The 16,847-nt window shown below is 50.9% G+C and carries 18 protein-coding genes; 11 read left to right on the top strand and 7 right to left on the bottom strand.

Annotation, left to right across the window (positions count from 1 at the left end; translation table 11 throughout):
* Window positions 1–5: 5 nt before the first annotated feature.
* Complete coding sequence (locus CAG65_RS01660; RefSeq protein WP_021706240.1) at window positions 6–395, top strand: DUF3302 domain-containing protein; 390 nt, start codon at window positions 6–8, stop codon at window positions 393–395.
* Window positions 395–1,525, top strand: coding sequence for an HlyD family secretion protein (locus CAG65_RS01655; RefSeq protein ID WP_021706241.1), 1,131 nt, complete (start codon window positions 395–397; stop codon window positions 1,523–1,525). The genes CAG65_RS01660 and CAG65_RS01655 overlap by 1 nt, the downstream gene beginning before the upstream one ends.
* A gap of 60 nt (window positions 1,526–1,585) precedes the next feature.
* Here CAG65_RS01655 and CAG65_RS01650 read toward each other — a convergent pair whose 3' ends face one another.
* Window positions 1,586–2,767, bottom strand: coding sequence for an MFS transporter (locus CAG65_RS01650; RefSeq protein WP_021706242.1), 1,182 nt, complete (start codon window positions 2,765–2,767; stop codon window positions 1,586–1,588).
* A gap of 102 nt (window positions 2,768–2,869) precedes the next feature.
* Here CAG65_RS01650 and CAG65_RS01645 point away from each other — a divergent pair, with 102 nt between their 5' ends.
* The gene (locus CAG65_RS01645; protein ID WP_021706243.1) at window positions 2,870–3,838 is read left to right on the top strand and encodes an endonuclease/exonuclease/phosphatase family protein; all 969 of its coding nucleotides are present in this window, start codon (window positions 2,870–2,872) and stop codon (window positions 3,836–3,838) included.
* A 63-nt stretch (window positions 3,839–3,901) separates the two neighbouring features.
* Complete coding sequence (locus CAG65_RS01640; RefSeq protein WP_021706244.1) at window positions 3,902–4,393, top strand: GNAT family N-acetyltransferase; 492 nt, start codon at window positions 3,902–3,904, stop codon at window positions 4,391–4,393.
* Between the two features lie 19 nt (window positions 4,394–4,412).
* Here the strand turns inward: CAG65_RS01640 and CAG65_RS01635 are convergent, their stop codons facing one another.
* Together CAG65_RS01635 and CAG65_RS01630 are read right to left on the bottom strand one after the other, a co-directional pair.
* A complete protein-coding gene (locus tag CAG65_RS01635; RefSeq protein WP_161451723.1) occupies window positions 4,413–5,423 on the bottom strand; it encodes a phosphotransferase in 1,011 nt (336 codons plus the stop codon).
* The gene (locus CAG65_RS01630; protein ID WP_161451721.1) at window positions 5,396–5,677 is read right to left on the bottom strand and encodes a GNAT family N-acetyltransferase; all 282 of its coding nucleotides are present in this window, start codon (window positions 5,675–5,677) and stop codon (window positions 5,396–5,398) included. The genes CAG65_RS01635 and CAG65_RS01630 overlap by 28 nt, the downstream gene beginning before the upstream one ends.
* A 133-nt stretch (window positions 5,678–5,810) precedes the next feature.
* Between CAG65_RS01630 and CAG65_RS01625 the strand changes: the two genes are divergently transcribed.
* On the top strand, window positions 5,811–6,542 hold the full coding sequence (locus tag CAG65_RS01625; protein ID WP_161451719.1) for a flagellar brake protein: 732 nt from the start codon (window positions 5,811–5,813) through the stop codon (window positions 6,540–6,542).
* Window positions 6,543–6,592: 50 nt separating this feature from the next.
* On the opposite strand, the gene gltS is transcribed toward CAG65_RS01625, so the two are convergent.
* Window positions 6,593–7,819 carry a sodium/glutamate symporter gene (gltS, locus tag CAG65_RS01620; protein ID WP_161451717.1) on the bottom strand — a complete coding sequence of 409 codons (1,227 nt, stop codon included), beginning with the start codon at window positions 7,817–7,819 and terminating at the stop codon, window positions 6,593–6,595.
* Between the two features lie 692 nt (window positions 7,820–8,511).
* On the opposite strand from gltS, the gene CAG65_RS01615 reads away from it, so the two are divergent.
* The 6 genes from CAG65_RS01615 (at window position 8,512) to sstT (ending at window position 13,867) form a co-directional block, all read left to right on the top strand.
* Window positions 8,512–9,432: a DUF368 domain-containing protein gene (locus tag CAG65_RS01615; RefSeq protein WP_161451715.1), complete on the top strand. Its 921-nt coding sequence runs from the start codon at window positions 8,512–8,514 to the stop codon at window positions 9,430–9,432.
* Between the two features lie 127 nt (window positions 9,433–9,559).
* Window positions 9,560–9,988 carry a hypothetical protein gene (locus tag CAG65_RS01610; protein WP_021706250.1) on the top strand — a complete coding sequence of 143 codons (429 nt, stop codon included), beginning with the start codon at window positions 9,560–9,562 and terminating at the stop codon, window positions 9,986–9,988.
* Complete coding sequence (locus tag CAG65_RS01605) at window positions 9,985–10,599, top strand: SCO family protein (RefSeq protein ID WP_161451712.1); 615 nt, start codon at window positions 9,985–9,987, stop codon at window positions 10,597–10,599. Before CAG65_RS01610 ends, CAG65_RS01605 begins: the two co-directional genes overlap by 4 nt.
* A 1-nt stretch (window position 10,600) precedes the next feature.
* Window positions 10,601–11,059: a copper chaperone PCu(A)C gene (locus tag CAG65_RS01600; protein ID WP_021706252.1), complete on the top strand. Its 459-nt coding sequence runs from the start codon at window positions 10,601–10,603 to the stop codon at window positions 11,057–11,059.
* A gap of 279 nt (window positions 11,060–11,338) precedes the next feature.
* A complete protein-coding gene (gene rsgA, locus CAG65_RS01595; RefSeq protein WP_161451710.1) occupies window positions 11,339–12,382 on the top strand; it encodes a ribosome small subunit-dependent GTPase A in 1,044 nt (347 codons plus the stop codon).
* A 249-nt stretch (window positions 12,383–12,631) separates the two neighbouring features.
* Entirely contained in the window at window positions 12,632–13,867 is a 1,236-nt protein-coding gene (gene sstT, locus CAG65_RS01590) for a serine/threonine transporter SstT (RefSeq protein WP_161451709.1), read from the top strand.
* 64 nt (window positions 13,868–13,931) lie between these two features.
* On the opposite strand, the gene CAG65_RS01585 is transcribed toward sstT, so the two are convergent.
* The 3 genes from CAG65_RS01585 to CAG65_RS01575 form a co-directional block, all read right to left on the bottom strand.
* Window positions 13,932–15,101, bottom strand: coding sequence for a tetratricopeptide repeat protein (locus CAG65_RS01585; protein ID WP_161451707.1), 1,170 nt, complete (start codon window positions 15,099–15,101; stop codon window positions 13,932–13,934).
* A gap of 317 nt (window positions 15,102–15,418) precedes the next feature.
* Window positions 15,419–15,727: a bactofilin family protein gene (locus tag CAG65_RS01580; protein WP_040902879.1), complete on the bottom strand. Its 309-nt coding sequence runs from the start codon at window positions 15,725–15,727 to the stop codon at window positions 15,419–15,421.
* An 8-nt stretch (window positions 15,728–15,735) separates the two neighbouring features.
* Window positions 15,736–16,683, bottom strand: coding sequence for a M23 family metallopeptidase (locus tag CAG65_RS01575; protein ID WP_161451705.1), 948 nt, complete (start codon window positions 16,681–16,683; stop codon window positions 15,736–15,738).
* Between the last annotated feature and the right edge of the window lie 164 nt (window positions 16,684–16,847).

Genomic DNA, 16,847 nt, shown 5'->3' with positions numbered 1-16,847 from the left:
CCAATATGCTTCTCGATTACATCGCGCTGGGCCTGTTGATATTTGTCGCTCTGGTGATTTTTTACGGCATCATTGTTATTCACGATATTCCGTATGAAATAGCCAAAGAGCGCGAACATCCGCACCAAGATGCCATTCACTATGCTGGCTGGGTCAGCTTATTCACACTGCATGCCCTGTGGCCATTTCTCTGGATCTGGGCCACGCTGTGGCGCAAAGAGCGTGGCTGGGGATTTCAAAAACTGGAAGCGGAGCAGCACGATCTGCATCACCGGGTCGAATCGTTGATTGATCAGGTCAGCCAATTACAACAAGAAGTCGCCACGCTGAAAGCTCAGCAATCGGCCGACGCGCCTAAGTCCTCTCAGGCTGACGATCACCAAGGAGCGCAGTAATGGATTTACTTTTAGTTCTGACCTACACCGCGCTGTGTATTGCCATTTTTAAAATCTTTAAAATCCCTCTCAATAAATGGACAGTACCCACCGCCGTACTCGGCGGCATTGCCTTGATCGGCACGTTAATTCTATTGATGAACTACAACCACCCATTCAGTCAGTTCGGCAACCAGGTGTACACCACCACACCGATAGTCTCCGGCGTCCGCGGGCGGGTGATCGAAGTGCCAGTGCAACCGAATGTACCGTTAGAACAGGGCGATGTGCTGTTTAAAATCGATCCAACACCTTTCCAGGCCGAGGTCGATAAACTCAAGGCTCAGGTGAAAGAAGCCAGCCAGGGTGCACTGAGCCTGCAATCTGACTTACTGGCCGCGGTCGCGGAAGAAGAACAAGCCATCGCTGAACGTGATAAAGCAGAACGTGAATTCATCCGTTATAGACGCGGTTATGCAAGAGGCGCGTTTACCGCGCAGGATCTCGACACTCGTCAGCAAGCCTACAAAGCCTCTGAAGCCAGCGTGAAGGCCGCCGCTCAGCGAGTGAAGCAAGCTCAGCTTGCTCTGGACTCCGAAATCGGAGGGGAAAACACCGCAGTCGCCAGTCTGCTCGCCCAACTGAGAAAAGCCGAGTTTAACCTGGAGCAAACCATCGTCCGGGCCCCTACGGGCGGTTTCGCGACTCAGGTCGCTCTGCGCCCCGGGTTAATGGCCGTCCCGCTGCCCCTTGCTCCGGCGATGACCTACGTCAACACAGAAGATCGCTATTACGCCGCCGCATTCCGGCAAAATTCTTTGCAACGAATCGAGCCCGGATTCAAAGCCGAGTTTTTGTTCCGTGCCATTCCTGGTCGGGTATTTCGGGGCGAAGTGATTGAAGTCATCCCGGCGATTGGTGAAGGCCAGATCCAGGCCCGTGGAGTATTGCTCGGCACTGAGGCGCTGCGCACCAACGGTCGTGTGATGGTCAAACTGAAAATGACGGATGACATCTCCGAATTCAATCTGCCGCTGGGAACCGCCTTCGAAGTAGCGGTGTATTCAGACCATTTTGAGCACGTGGCGATCATGCGTAAGGTGTTGATTCGAATGAAAAGCTGGCAGAACTATCTTTACTTAGACCACTGATACCCGCTCCCAAAACCACAAAGCAGCGCTAAGCGCTGCTTTGTTTGTTCAGGCCAAACGCTAGCTCCAGCGCAACACCCGCACTTCATTCCCTTCCTGTGGCTTACCGGGAATATTGAGCGATAACACCAGTGACACCAAAGCCATGCCCGCGCCAATATAGAACACAGCCGCCGGAGACACCAACCAGATCAAGCCAAAGGTTACCGGAATGACAACCGCCGCAATGTGGTTAATGGTGAACGATACGCCCGCGGTCGAGGCCATATCCGCCGGATCCGCAATTTTCTGGAAATAGGTTTTTATCGCCAGTGCCAACGCGAAGAACAGGTGATCGACCACGTACAATGCTGCCGCCCATTCCGCAGTGGTGACCATGGCATACCCCACAAACACCAGGATCAAACCTGTGTATTCAAACATCAGCGCTTTGCGCTCACCCACGACACCGATAAAACGGCCGATTCGCTTGGCAAACAAAAAGTTAAACAGGTAGTTAATCAAAAACAATAACGTGATGTCGGCCGCTGAGTAGCCGAACTTTTCCACCATCAGGAAACCGGCAAAAACGGTGAAGATTTGTCGTCTTGCTCCGCTCATGAAGGTCAGGGCGTAATACAACCAGTAACGCTTGCGCAGCACCAGTTTCTTGTTCTGCGGCGTTTCGGAGCGAAATTCCGGAAACGCCAGCGCTATCCAGAGAACCAGCGCCAGTCCAACACCTCCGGAAATCATATACACCCAGGCAAAATCAAGCTGAACGACCTCCAGCATGATCCACAGTGCTCCGTAAGTCAGCAACGATGCAAGAGCACCAACCGAGATGAGTTTCCCCAACATCTCGGGCGCCTCATCTTTGTTCAACCACTGCAACGACAGCGACTGTTTAAGCGTTTCGAAGTAGTGGAACCCTGTCGACATTAACAAGGTCGTCATCAACAAACCAAACAGAGACGGAAACAACCCCGTGATGGCGGTGCCTATGGTCAACATCGCCAGTGCAAGCAGCATGAAACGCTGCTCTCGAATAAACAACAATACAAAGACAGCGGTGAAAGCAAGAAAGCCAGGAATTTCACGGACACTCTGCAATAAACCGATATCCGCGCCATCAAAATGCGCCTTTTCAACCACAAAGTTATTCAGTAGCGCCATCCAGCTAGAAAACGCGATCGGGACAATAATCGAGATAATTAACAAAAAGTTCTGGGGAGTTTTCCAACTGGCGGGAGCCTGATTCATAATAGTGTCTCTACACAACGTAAAATGCGATCTTAAAGCGGAATTTAACCAAACCGCAATCATTTGCGTAAAAAATCTTAACATCACAATCCGGAACCCTGAATGTCAGAGCCTGTCACCACACTCACTTTTGCCACCATGAATTTGTTCAACTATGTTGAACCGCCGAATGCGTTCTATGACTTTGGCAATATCTACACGCAGGTTCAGTGGCAGAAAAAGTGTGACTGGCTGGAGAGACAACTCAAGCAGGTTAATGCAGATGTCGTCGGCTTTCAGGAGGTGTTCAGCCCCAAAGCCCTGCAAGCTCAATTGCGTCGCCTTGGTTATGCTTATTTTGCCACCGTTGACGGGCCACATATCGCCGACGACTACATTTACACGCACCCCGTCGTAGCAATCGCCTCTCGCTACCCAATTGAATCCGCAACCCGCATCCAACGTGTCCTGTCTCCCGACCGTTTTACGTTCAGCAGAGAGCCCTTGCACGCGGTCATTACGTTACCAGTGATTGGCCATACCGATGTGTATATCGTGCATTTTAAATCTCAACGGCCCATGGAAGGCGAGCTTTTATCGGACACGACATCTGAATGTGTGTGGCGGCAAGAGCTGGCTGGCCGCTGGCAGTCAAGTATCCAAAGAGGCTGGGAAGCGCACTGCCTGCATCAGTCTCTCGTCACTACAAAGCAACAATCGCAACGCCCGTGTCTGGTGATGGGGGATTTCAACGCCGATTACCACAGCGGCGAGTTTGCCGCTTTACGCTCGAACGGCCCGTACCGACAAGACCCACAACCTTACGCCCGCTACCATCTGCATGACGCTTGGCATTTGTTCAGCGATCAAGAGGTTACACGCCCTTTCACTCATTACGCTGGCCCTCAGGGCAGCGTACTCGATTACATCTTAGTCTCCGATGAATTTCGCTCCTCTTCGTCATTTTGTCTCGCCGATATCTTGCGCTATCAGGTAATAGACAAACATCTGGTTAACCCTGATTACGCGATCGATGGGGACAGCAGTGATCACGCTCTGGTTGCCCTGAGTGTGACGTGCCGCGCTGGATAAGAATCTGTTTGCATTTCATCTGGTTAACGTTACATTGGTGGTCAATAATAAAAGGAGCCTCTTATGGAAATACTCGTTCGTCCAACTCAGGTGAGTGACGCTGCTGCCCTATGCGAAATCTATTCACAGCCCAGCGCTCAGGCAGAAACCCTGCAACTGCCAAGCCCTTCGCTCGCGATGTGGACGAAACGACTCGAATCCATTCCTGAAGGCGTGTATTCCTTTGTTGCCGAGGTAGACGGTCAAGTCGTCGGAAATATCGGCTTTGAGCACAATCAACGACCACGACGTGCGCATTGCGCCAGCTTTGGCATTGGGGTGCATGATGAATTCCACGGGCTTGGCGTCGGCTCTAAACTGATCGAAACCGTGTTGGATCTGGCGGACAACTGGCTACAGGTCAAACGCGTCGAAATTGAAGTCAACAGCGATAATGAGAAAGCGATCGCCTGCTACAAAAAATTTGGTTTCGAAATTGAAGGGGAAGCCAAGGGCTCGGCGTTTCGACACGGCAGGTACATCAATACCTACTACATGGCGCGTTGCCGCTTTTGATTAAACGGCGCAAAGAGGCTTACCCACGGTGAGCCTCTACCACGTCTAATGCCCGTTCGGTCAACGCTTCAGTGTACGGGTTAATTTTCCAGTGCCCCGGACTCCACCCCTTAATAAAACGCTGAAAATCGGCCCATGCCAACGCAAACAGTGGCCGCCAGGCACGTTCAACCTGATGTGCAGACAGTTCTGGACGACAATGTTGCAATGCCTGTGTGAGATAACGGAAATAACGGTCGAGCAAGGCACTTTCGAGTTCGGCACACTGCGCAGGTTCCACCGCACTGCTGATAAACAACGCCACGTCTTTCATCGCACAACCACGGCCAACGTACTGAAAGTCAACCGCCGCCGCGCCTCTGTCGTCGGCCCGGAAGCAAAAGTTAGCCAGTTTGGCGTCGCCGTGAACCAGTGTCTGATACGGCGCTTCGCTCAAGAGGCGATCCAGTTTTGCGGCTGCGCGCTTTAACCTACTGTCATCCAACGCAGCCAACTCATCTGGACGCGTCGCCAGATGCCAGTATGTGCCATTGTCCCACAATCCGTCCGCCGGAGACCCGATGTGACTGGCATGAAACCACGCCAGCCAACGCAACACAGACTGAATTTGCGTCGGCGTTGCCTGTTGACTGACCTTGGTATACCCCAGAGTACGCAGATCCTCTATGACCAGCAACATCTCCTGATCCTGCCATTCAATCTGCAGCGGACGCGGCACCGGCGTGTTTGACAGACATTGGCCGGCATAGTCCTGATACCAGCGACACTCAACCTGATAGGAAGACAGCTTGCGTTGGTGGGCTCGATCAGTGTTCCAGCCTCGCGGATGGCATGTGGGTTTAGGCAAACGGATGTGTTTTACGATCACACTGGGCCCGTGCGCACCTCTGACCGATAGCCGCACCAGTTCGCCGTATCCGCCCCACAGAGTCTGCAGCACGTCGCACCGGGAAACCTGTTCGATACCCAGTGGTGCGAGTAAACTGGCATATTCGTCGAGTGTCACGGTTTCGCCACCAAGTGCGCCCATTGAGGATGGCGGTTGAGATAGTGCTCAACGTAACTGCAAACCGGACGTACGGTCAGGCCCATTTGTTCAATCTCAGGCAATACCGTTTCCATCATGACTTTACCGTATCCTTTCCCTTGCAGCTCATCCGGCACCCGGGTCGAAGTGATCGCCATGACATTCCCTTCCAACTGGTATCGAACCAGCGCCTCAAACCCCAGTTCCAGACGGACCCGAAATTCGCCGCGCTCGGCATCATGAATTATTTCATTCATCGTATTCACCCTTCAATTTTTTGACAGAACGCTCAATTATTGACGGCTGACAAATTGAATATTCGCCGCGTCGGCAATAAAATCGTTAAACCAGCCTAACTATAACAAAAATGGCTGACGCAACGGAGGCTAGATGAACACACAGGCAGTGGCAAAAAACGAGATACAACGGGGAAACAAAACCGTTTCCACACTCAACAGCACAGACGCGCTGGCGATGTTGGAACATGGCAGTGAAATGACCATAGGCATCACCACACCTGTTGGCACAACCTTTCGCTGCAAAACCGCGTTTATCGGCACCCATTCCAGCAATCTGATCCTGATTGAGATCCCCAAGATCTCCGACGACGACATCAACTTTTTCTTTCAGGAAGGCTTCTGGCTGACCGTCCGGGCGATCTCTCCACGCGGGGAAGGGGCTCTGGTGCATTTTCGTAGCCAACTGACCCATTTCGTGCGTGAACCCGTCAGCATGGTGGCCATTTCCGTTCCCGGTACCATGCAAGTGACGCAACTGCGCAAAGAGCCACGCTACGAAGTAAACCTGCCGGGTAAAGTGATATTGGGAGATTATCGTTCGGAGTGTGAAATCCGCGATTTGTCAAAAAGCGGCTGCCGTTTTATCACCGCACCGTTAGGGCGTACTTTCCTGGTGGGGGATGAAATCGCGATTGAGTTGAACGCCAACAACAAAGAGCAAAACGTTTTTTCACCGCTGTACGGCAAAGTCTGCAATCTGCAACGCTCAAAGCACTACTCTCGCTATGGGTTGCAATTTGACGAGCAAGGCATGACCAATGCGCGCAACCTGCTCGCTCAGCTCAAGTTTGACGGCACGAAACTGACGCTTCGATCCAGTTAGTTCCACAAAAAAGGCTCTGCAGTGCAGAACCTTTTTTGTGTCAGATTACGTTAACCAATAAACGAGATGTAACCCTGCAAAATGATCAGGTTGACGATATCGATAAAGAACGCGCCCACAATCGGTACCACCATAAAGGCCTGAGGCGACGGGCCATATTTATTCACCAGCGACCCCATGTTCATTACCGCAGTGGGTGTAGCGCCCAAACCGAAGCCACAATGTCCTCCCGACATCACCGCCGCGTCATAGTTGCTGCCCATCACTTTAAACGTGACAAAATAGGCAAACAGGCCCAGCACCACCGACTGCACCGCGAGAATGAGCAGAAACGGCACCGCCAAATCAAAAATATTCCACAGCTTGAGGCTCATCAGCGCCATCGCCAAAAACAGCGACAACGACACAGTGCCAAGAATATCGACCGTTTCTGCATCTATGGTGCGAACTTTGGACACTTCCAGAACGTTAGTGATGAACACCCCGATAAACAGAGCGTATACAAAGTCTGGAATCATCAACCATTTGATGTCGAAGCTGCTGACCCATTGCTCCAGATACTTCGCCCCCGTCACACAAAGCAGCAAAATAAACAGCACTTCGATGACTTTCTTCGCCGTAACTTTGTCTTCTTCGTATTCGTTGTACGTGACGACCTCAGGAAAGCGCTCATGGGTACGGACACCGCGTCCATACTCAGACTCAAATTCATGTTTTTCAATCAGTTTCTGCGCCACCGGACTACCGATGATGCCACCGATAATCAAACCAAACGTGGCCGACGCCATCGCAATTTCCAACGTGTTGGACAAACCATAGTTTTCGGCAAACGTTTGTGACCAGGCTGCGCCGGTGCCATGACCGCCCGATAAGGTGATAGACCCAGCAATCAATCCCATCAACGGGTCCAAACCCAATGCCGTTGCCAAAGAGACACCGACACCATTCTGAATGATGATGTAGAACGACGCGACCCCCAGGAAAATGAAGACTTTCGCCCCACCTTTCATCAACTGGGTATAGTTAGCCGCTAGGCCGACCGTACTGAAGAACATCAACATAAAAGTGTTCTGCAACGGCAGAGAGAATTCCAGATCGACACCCTGAAAATGTAGGGCAGTGATCAACACTGCAACGATCAATCCGCCGACAATCGGTTCGGGAATGTTAAATTTCTTTAAAACGGGAATTTTGGTGTTTATGAAATGACCCAGAAACAGCACGCTGATAGCGATTAAGAAAGATTCCAGTGGTCCCACCGACAATACGTGATTCATATAACCTCTTTATTGTTCTCACTCATCTTCCCTAACGAGCCAGAGCAAAGTCAGTTGGTGCCTGACACCAAATTGACAGCTCTTGTTATTTCAATGATTGCCTATCGAATAATAACCTCTAAAAATAGCTCTATATCAAGAGCTTACAACAGACAAGTTCCACTCTAAACCAATGTCAGAGCAAAGTGAAAGCGGACATTATTAAAGAAACCCGAGCGATTTGTCGAGTTTTACGCGAGATTTCAATCGAAGAGGAAGTGTAAACCGGGACAGTATCCCATTACTGAGAAAGAAAAAAAGCCAACCGCAATAACCGCGATTGGCTCAAATAAAGTGTGAACAAAATCATTCACTAACAACGTCAGTTGGCTAGGTAACCCCGGTCGCAACCGGGATTACGTTAAGTAATGCAGGTTGCATGCCATGTTTAAAACAGCCCAAATATGCAACGTTGTACTCATTATTTACCAGATTGGGTAGCGCTTTGTTGCAATTTGCAAATGCATTATGCATGTGAATGCAATATGGAACAGCAATAAGCCGGATCGATCGGACGCTATGGTATTTAGTTACGTCCCGCTCCTCTTCCATTTCAGCACCACAGAGTTAACCTGATTGAGACGGTGGGCGCTGGACAGAGTTGAGGGGTTTGAGGTTATACTCGGCACAATTCACTGAACCGAAGAGAAAGAATGAATTACATTACTACGTTCCTCAAAGGGCTTGCGATGGGCGCAGCCGATGTCGTTCCGGGCGTGTCCGGTGGTACGATCGCTTTTATTACCGGCATCTACGATACCTTGTTAGAGAGTATCCGGCGCGTTAACCCGAGCTTAATCGGGCTGTGGCGCCGCGAAGGATTTAAAGCTGCGTTTAATCATATTAACGGGCTGTTTCTGATTGCACTGTTTGGCGGTATCCTGACCAGCATTGCAACGCTGGCAAAGCTTATTTCCTGGCTACTGGTCACTCATCCGATTCCAATCTGGTCCTTTTTCTTCGGCCTGATTCTGGTATCGGTGTACCACATGCTGCGTCAGATAGAGCATAAACGTCCGTTGCTGTTGCTATTTGCCTTGGCCGGGGTCGCATTTGCCTACTCGATTACCGTGCTCAATCCGCTCGAAATCGAGCCAACCAGCCTCAACGTGTTGATGGCAGGAGCGATCGCCATCTGTGCAATGATCCTTCCGGGTATTTCCGGTAGTTTCATCTTGCTGTTGATAGGCATGTACGCGCCCGTTTTAGGTGCAGTCAAAGCGGTTCAGATTGATATACTGGCGCTATTTCTGGGGGGCTGTGTGATTGGCCTGCTCACTTTTTCTCATCTGTTGTCCTGGCTGCTAAAGCGCTTTCGTGACTTCACTCTGACGTTCCTGACTGGTTTGATGCTGGGCACGTTGCCAAAAATCTGGCCGTGGAAAGAAACCATCAGTTGGCGCATCAACTCCAAAGGGGAACAAGTCCCCTTACTTCAACACAACCTCACACCGTTTGAATTTGAACACATCACCTCTCAGCCGGCACAACTGGGGATCGCCATTGTTTTGATGCTGTGCGCTTTTGCTCTGGTACTGGGGCTGGAGAAATTCGCCGAAAACCGTGATGTCTAAGCACGCGGCATAGAACACGGGGCCTTCGGGCCCCACGTTTGATTATTGACATATTTTATCTCTTTCACTCAACGACTTCCCCTCGCCTGTGCTAACATCTTCATTTTCAAGTAATCGGACCCTCGTCATGCACACGGTGATTAAACTGGCTGGAATTGCTCTGGCACTGGCTGTCGGCTTTTTCGCCTCAGACATTGCCCGCTGGTTTGACACGGGAGACAGTCGTCTCTCTCTCGACCAATATTGCGTGTTGTCTTCTCAGCCCTGCTCTCAATCCAATGTCACCATGACACTCAACCAGAATACGGCTCAGCCGCTGGTGCCGGTGCAGATCTCGGTGCAGTGGCCACAAGCCCAGTCTGAAACACTGCGCTTAGATTTGGAAGGGTTGGAAATGGAAATGGGGCGAGCACGCTTCGTGCTGAAAGCAGTTGGCAACCAGCGTTATGAAGGCGAAGTACTTCTGCCAGTCTGCACTCAAAATGAAATGACCTGGCTGGGCGAGTTGTCCGACGGTCATCAAACCGTTTACCCTGCAATAAGGATGAAAAGATGAGTAGAAACTGGTCTCTGATTTTGGTCGCGGCTTTTGCCTTAGGATATGGTGTCAAAACCTACCTCGATTCTCAGCCCGATAGCCCAGTTGCCACAGAGCAACAACCAGCCTCACCACAGGAAACCGTGCTGTTCGGCCAGAACGACCAACCGGTGCATCTTTTTGATACCCGCGATGAGCGTATCCGCATCGTGTATTTTGGTTTTACCCGCTGTCCAGATGTCTGTCCGACGTCACTGGCCATGCTGGCCGGTGCCCTCAACCAGATCGACCCGGACACGCTGGCAAAACTACGCCCAGTATTCGTTTCACTGGATCCAGAACGCGATAAAGCGGATGACTCGTATCAATACGCTCAATACTTCCACAAGGCAATCGAAGGCCTGTCGGCGCCACTGGCAGTGACCAAACCACTGGCGCACAGCTATGGCGTCATTTTCCGTAAAACGGAACTGAAAGATTCGGAACTGAAGTACACGCTGGATCACAGCTCTTACTTCTACTTCCTCAAACCAGACGGCACACTGATTACAAAAGTGCCGCACACTCAGACACCGGCACCGATTGTGGCAGCTATCGAGTCGGTAACCAGCTCAGTACAAGGAAAATAATATGAAGCTTAAAGCTCTGCTATTGGCCTCTTTGGCTCTCAGCCCGTTGGCCTACGCAAACTCTGACATCATGGCTCACGATGCCTATGCGCGCGCGACGCCACCAAACGCCCCAACCAGTGCCATCTTCGCCCAGTTCATGAACCAAGGCGATGAGGACCGCTACATTGTTTCCGTTTCGACACCAGCGGCAGGCAAAGTAGAACTGCACGACGTGATCCACGACGGCGATGTGATGCAAATGCGTCAGATAGAAAAAATCAAACTGCCAGCCCACGGCATGGCCGAACTCAAGCCTGGCAGTTTACATATCATGTTGTTTGATCTTAAGCAGCCACTGGCAGAAGGTGAGAACATTGATGTTGAAGTTACCTTCGCCAACGGTGAAAAGCTAAGCTTCCAGGCGCCAGTGAAAAAAGTCATGAGCGGCATGAAAAAAATGCAGCACAGCCATCAATAATTGGCGAAAAAACAGCAAAACAGGTGAGACTCTTCCCGCCTGTTTTGTTATCATCGCGCCGTTAACTGATTAAACATAAGGAGAATCTGATGATTGTATTACGTATCCACCCGGCAAGTCAGGCGAAGTAAAGCGAACACTCACTTTCACTCTATTCCTTTCTTCCCCTCCTAAATTTGCCCGGTGTCCTTAGACCGGGGTCTGTTTTTTGTTCATTCGACCCTAATATCTCTGCATATCAATGGCACAGAGACGTTACTCTGTGGCTAGGGAAAAGCAATGAAACATCATTTATCATTACGCCAACTGGGTTGGCAACCTGTCTTTCAACAACAACTATTACTCGATGAACTCGAACACGCGACCGTTGCGCGCGTTACGGCTCATCAGCGAAGCGGCTACACACTGCTCAGCGAACTCGGCGAGCACCACTTGCCTATCCATCATTCGCAACCTGCAATGACGGTGGGCGACTGGTTACTGCTCGACCCAAATGAGCAGTTCCTGCGAACGTTAGAGCGTTCGTCGCTATTCAGTCGTAAGGCCGCTGGGAGTAAAATCGCCGAGCAACTTATTGCAGCCAATGTCGATAGCGTCTTTATTGTCTGTTCACTGAATCTTGATTTTAACCTCAGCCGGATCGAACGTTACCTGGCTTTGGCACACGAAGCAGGCAGTGAGCCCGTCATCGTTCTGAGTAAACTCGATTTATGCGATGACGCGGAAGCGAAAACCGCGCAAGTCAGAGCCTTGAGCCCCCTGCTGTGTGTCGAAGCCGTAAACGGCCTTGACGCAGACAGTTGTGCCCGACTGTCCCCTTGGTGTCAACCTGGGCAAACCGTGGCCTTTATGGGCTCTTCAGGGGTCGGAAAATCGACGCTGGTGAATACCTTGATGGGCACAACGGAACAGGACACCGGTTCGATCCGTGAAGACGACAGCAAAGGGCGCCATACAACCACGTCACGTTCGTTGCACTTCATGCCATCGGGGGCGGTTCTGATTGACACCCCGGGAATGCGCGAATTGCAATTGGCAGACTGCGCCGCAGGCGTCAGTGAGGCGTTCGCAGATATCGAGCAGCTCGCTCAGCAGTGCCGGTTCAACGATTGCCACCACCAGGGGGAACCCGGCTGCGCTGTGACTCAGGCCGTCGATCGTGGTGAGCTGGAAGAGCGTCGCCTGAGGAATTATTTCAAGCTGCTGCGTGAACAAGCCCATAACAGCTCGAGCCTGGCTCAACAGCGAGCCAAGTTTAAACAACTGGGTAAAATGTATCGTTCCGTGCAGTCAGACAAACGCAAACTCAAGCAAAACCACTAACGCGCTACGATTCACCCGGTAACCTGCCGGGTGAATAATTTCCTACAACAATCTCCCTACAACGCATCAATAACAAGCGCGAAACAATCAACAACATAAAATGTTACATATACAGCATTTTTGCAATTAGCTGTGCTAATTCTCAATTAATTCTAGACACATCATCTTGAGCCACTATTATTGTCATCCTCAGTTTTCAATAGCTGACATCACTATAATTTTAGAGATTGATTCATTGCAGGGATAACTATGCATCGCAACAATATTTTCGCCCGTTTTGCGCGTGGAAACCTGGTTCTCCAAATCCTGGCGGGTATCGTACTCGGCAGCGTGCTGGCGCTCCTGGCTCCGGAACGTGCACAAGATGTGGGTTTACTCGGAAGCCTGTTCGTCGGAGCGCTGAAAGCCGTCGCTCCTATTCTGGTCTTTATTCTGGTGGCAGCTTCTATTGCCAACCAAAAGAAAAACCAACACACCTATATGCGCCCTATCGTGGTTTTGTACCTGTTCGGTACATTCACCGCCGCACTGACCGCTGTCGCCATGAGCTTTATGTTCCCTACCACACTGACTCTGGTGTCAGGCGCTGAAGGGACAACGCCACCACAAGGCATCGGTGAAGTTCTGAATACCCTGCTGTTCAAACTGGTCGATAACCCAGTGAATGCGCTGATGAGCGCCAACTATATCGGTATCCTGGCATGGGCGGTGGGTCTGGGCTTGGCTCTGCACCACGCATCAGCGACCACCAAAGCGGTATTTGAAGATCTGAGTCACGGCGTGTCTCAAATCGTTCGCTTCATTATCCGCTTGGCACCGTTTGGTATCTTTGGTCTGGTTGCGTCTACGCTGGCCACCACAGGTTTTGAAGCTCTGTCTGGCTACGCGCAGCTTCTGGGTGTATTGCTGGGTGCGATGCTGATCATCGCTCTGGTGGTAAACCCGATTATCGTTTTGGTGAAAACCGGTGAAAACCCTTACCCACTGGTACTGCAGTGTCTGCGCGAAAGTGGTGTTACGGCATTCTTTACCCGTTCAAGTGCCGCAAATATCCCGGTGAACATGGCACTGTGTGAAAAGCTGAAACTGGATGAAGACACCTACTCAGTGTCTATCCCGTTGGGTGCAACAATCAACATGGCTGGAGCCGCCATCACCATTACAGTGCTGACTCTGGCGGCTGTGCATACGCTGGGTATTGAAGTGGATATCCTGACCGCACTGCTGCTGAGCATTGTGGCTGCAGTTTCAGCTTGTGGCGCTTCAGGCGTTGCGGGTGGTTCTTTGTTACTGATTCCTCTGGCATGTGGCCTGTTTGGTATTCCAAACGAAGTGGCGATGCAAGTCGTGGCGGTAGGCTTTATCATTGGTGTTATCCAGGATTCAGCAGAAACCGCTTTGAACAGCTCCACTGACGTTGTGTTCACTGCCGCTGTGTGCAAAGCGCAACACAGAAAAGAGCAGAAGCGACTGGCAGCAGAATAAGCCGCCAAACATGCAAAAGCCCCGGTTTGATACCGGGGCTTTTTTGTGTCTATCCGATGCGATTCTACAACTTAAAACCGGCGCTGAAGTCCATTTTAGGCGGTGGAGATTCTGGCTCAGGAGGCTGTGGTTCAGGTTGCGGCTGAGACTGCGTTGTGTCCGCTGCGCGACTGAGTAACTCTTCGTCCAGCTCACTGTCATCGCTCAGTAGCTCACTGTCAGTGGCATCTTGTGGCAACTGGATGCCACGTTTGTAGAGTTTGTTCAATACCCGGATCACAGAGTGCTTACTGACGGTTCCCGCCGCCATTTTCTTGATGATTGGCCGAACCAGAGATTGCAACCCGACTACAGAATCGACCCCTAAATTAGCGCCCACCTGATCACGCAGTGCTTTTGCCGGCTCATAACCAAAATACGCCGACAGGAACAACCAGATATACGCGATTGCGTTGCCTTTGCTCCCTCTGTCCATCCAGGCTTCACCCGCGTGATACATCGCCTGAACATGTCCCTTTTCTGCAGCCCGTTCTAACCAGTAGCAACCTTTATTGTGATCCGCAGAAACGCCAACCCCATGCAGATAATTCAACCCAAGGCGCATACGCCCTTCCAGGCTGTTAAGCTGCGCCGCACGTTTGTACCAATAAGTCGAATCCTGAGGTTTACGTTGTGGGTTATTCGCGGAAACGCACCACTCGCCAAGAAAAAGTATTGCATCGATGTTTTTTTCTTCCGCCGCTTCTTGCATCACGGAAGTCGCTTTCAATACGTTTTGATCCGTTCCCCGCCCGTGAAACAGCGCCAACGCCATGTCATATTTGGCTGAGGCATTGCCCTCCAGTGCTGAGATGCAATTTTGCCAGAACTTAGCCTGTTCTTTCAGCACCAGATCTTCCCGCATTTTCTGGCTGAGACGAACAATGCCGTACATGCCATTAATGCTGTCGAGCTTCGCGGCTTTGGTGTACCAGTGCAGCGCTTCTTTGATGTTGGTGCGTTCAGCTTCTTTGGCCAAAAACAGAATGGTTGGGACATGCCCTTCTTCAGCCTTGAGGATGCGCTCCTGCCGCTCTCGCTGCTTGTTTTTTTCCAGCGCACGACGATACGCCAGCTCTCGCTGACGTTTCTCTTCTTCCAGACGCTTTTTGCGCAATGACAGCGACAACATCCAGAGGAACACTAATATCAGTGCCAGTCCTGTGGCGCCGATCGCTATTCCGATAATACTCATCTAATGACTTCTGCTCTATTGATACTTATTGTATCGGCCATGGACGAAAAATATTAAATGCTTTATATCCAAGCCGTTTCATTAGGTGAAAGAAACGTCGTTTGGCGAGGAAATAATGCCTACATCCTGTATTGATTGCGTCCGATTATACCGGTATGACCAGTTGGCTTGCTACATTGCGCCACAAACATGACATGGGTTCCAAAGTCAGCCCCATACGGGCCCTCTCTGTTCGTTGCACACGTGTTCAAACCGCGCGCCCCCAAATACAAAAGCCACGCAAGTGCGTGGCTTTTGTCGGTGCATCGTGGGTTCAATCAGGCTTCGGCAGCCGCTTTCGCATCGCACAAGTCCACCACCTGACGCTCAGACTGACTGTACTGCCCGGCATGGGTCACGCCATGGAACTTGCCTCCCGGCTCAATACTGAGGTTGTCACTGTAAATGGTGCCACTTACCCGGCCACGGCTCAGGATCTCGATTACGTCAGCATAACAGGTGCCTTCAAATTCGCCGTTGATGATCACACGTTCGGCACGGATTTCACCACTGACCAAACCGGATTCACTGATCACCAGACTTTTTTCCACTTCGACGGCCCCGTCGATAGAACCGTCTACCTGGATATCGCATTCTAACTGGAGCTGTCCGCTAATTGCACAGCCTTTTGCGATGACAGTTGTAGCTGACTGCTGACTCTTAACTCGACTTTGTCTACCAAAGATTCCCATCGAATACCTCTTACATTACTAAATAGTGTCTCGAAATTGTCTACCCCCCAGTCAACAAATGGTCGGGGGTTTAACGGCCGGCCAACAAAACGAACTTCATAGTGCAGGTGTGGGCCCGACGACAAACCACTGTTACCAGAGTAGCCAATCAGATCGCCTTTCTGCACAAAATCGCCACTTTGCACTTTGAACTTCTGTAAGTGCGAATACGAACTGGAGAAACCGTAAGCATGCTGCAGGCGGAGAAAGTTACCACTCCCCTTGTTGCTGGGTCGGACGACTTCTACCACCCCATCAGCCGGAGCATAGACAGGCGTACCAATGTTGACGGCAAAATCCTGACCGCGGTGAAATTTCATTTTCCCGGTCACGGGATGTTTACGCTTGCCATATCCTGACGAAATACGTGCATGCTGAACAGGCGATCCGCTGGGGATTTGGGTTAACATCACCATTCGAACCGACGACGTGATGGCTGCCGCGTCCAGACGGGTTTCCAGTGCACCGGCCCCCTCTTCGACTCCGAGAACTTTCTCTAAGTCGCCCAGACGATCAGCCACCAGATTGATGCGCTCTTCGCGCTCCACCAGGTCGCTTTCCAAGTTGTCCTTAAGCTCTTTGAGCGACGTCACTTCCTCACTCAAAGACATGGATTTTGTTTCGATCTCCCGCTGTTTGATCTTGGCGAAATCCACTTCATTCTTCAGATAGTAGATCACCCCGCCAGTCACAATCAGGCTGACAGCCATACAATATCCCAAGCCCTTGAGCACATGGCGAAACCATTTTCCAAACTGGAAATGCTGCGTGCCATGAATAGACGATACCGAGATTGTTATCCTTTCTTTCATGGAATTTATTCGAAAATTTATTTGAGGCATGAATAAAAAACGCAGGCATTCTAACAAGAATAAAAATAACCCTGAACCTTGTCATGGCTCGCACTAAGACCTTATTGTTAACTTTGTGATTAAGGCATGAAAAATGCGGATCATCACAAACGGTCAAATATGCA

This window comes from Vibrio sp. V39_P1S14PM300 (assembly GCF_009904765.1).
GTDB lineage: Bacteria > Pseudomonadota > Gammaproteobacteria > Enterobacterales > Vibrionaceae > Vibrio > Vibrio proteolyticus.
The sequence above is the reverse complement of the archived record's forward strand: the minus strand, read 5'-3'. Positions and strand labels throughout refer to the sequence as shown.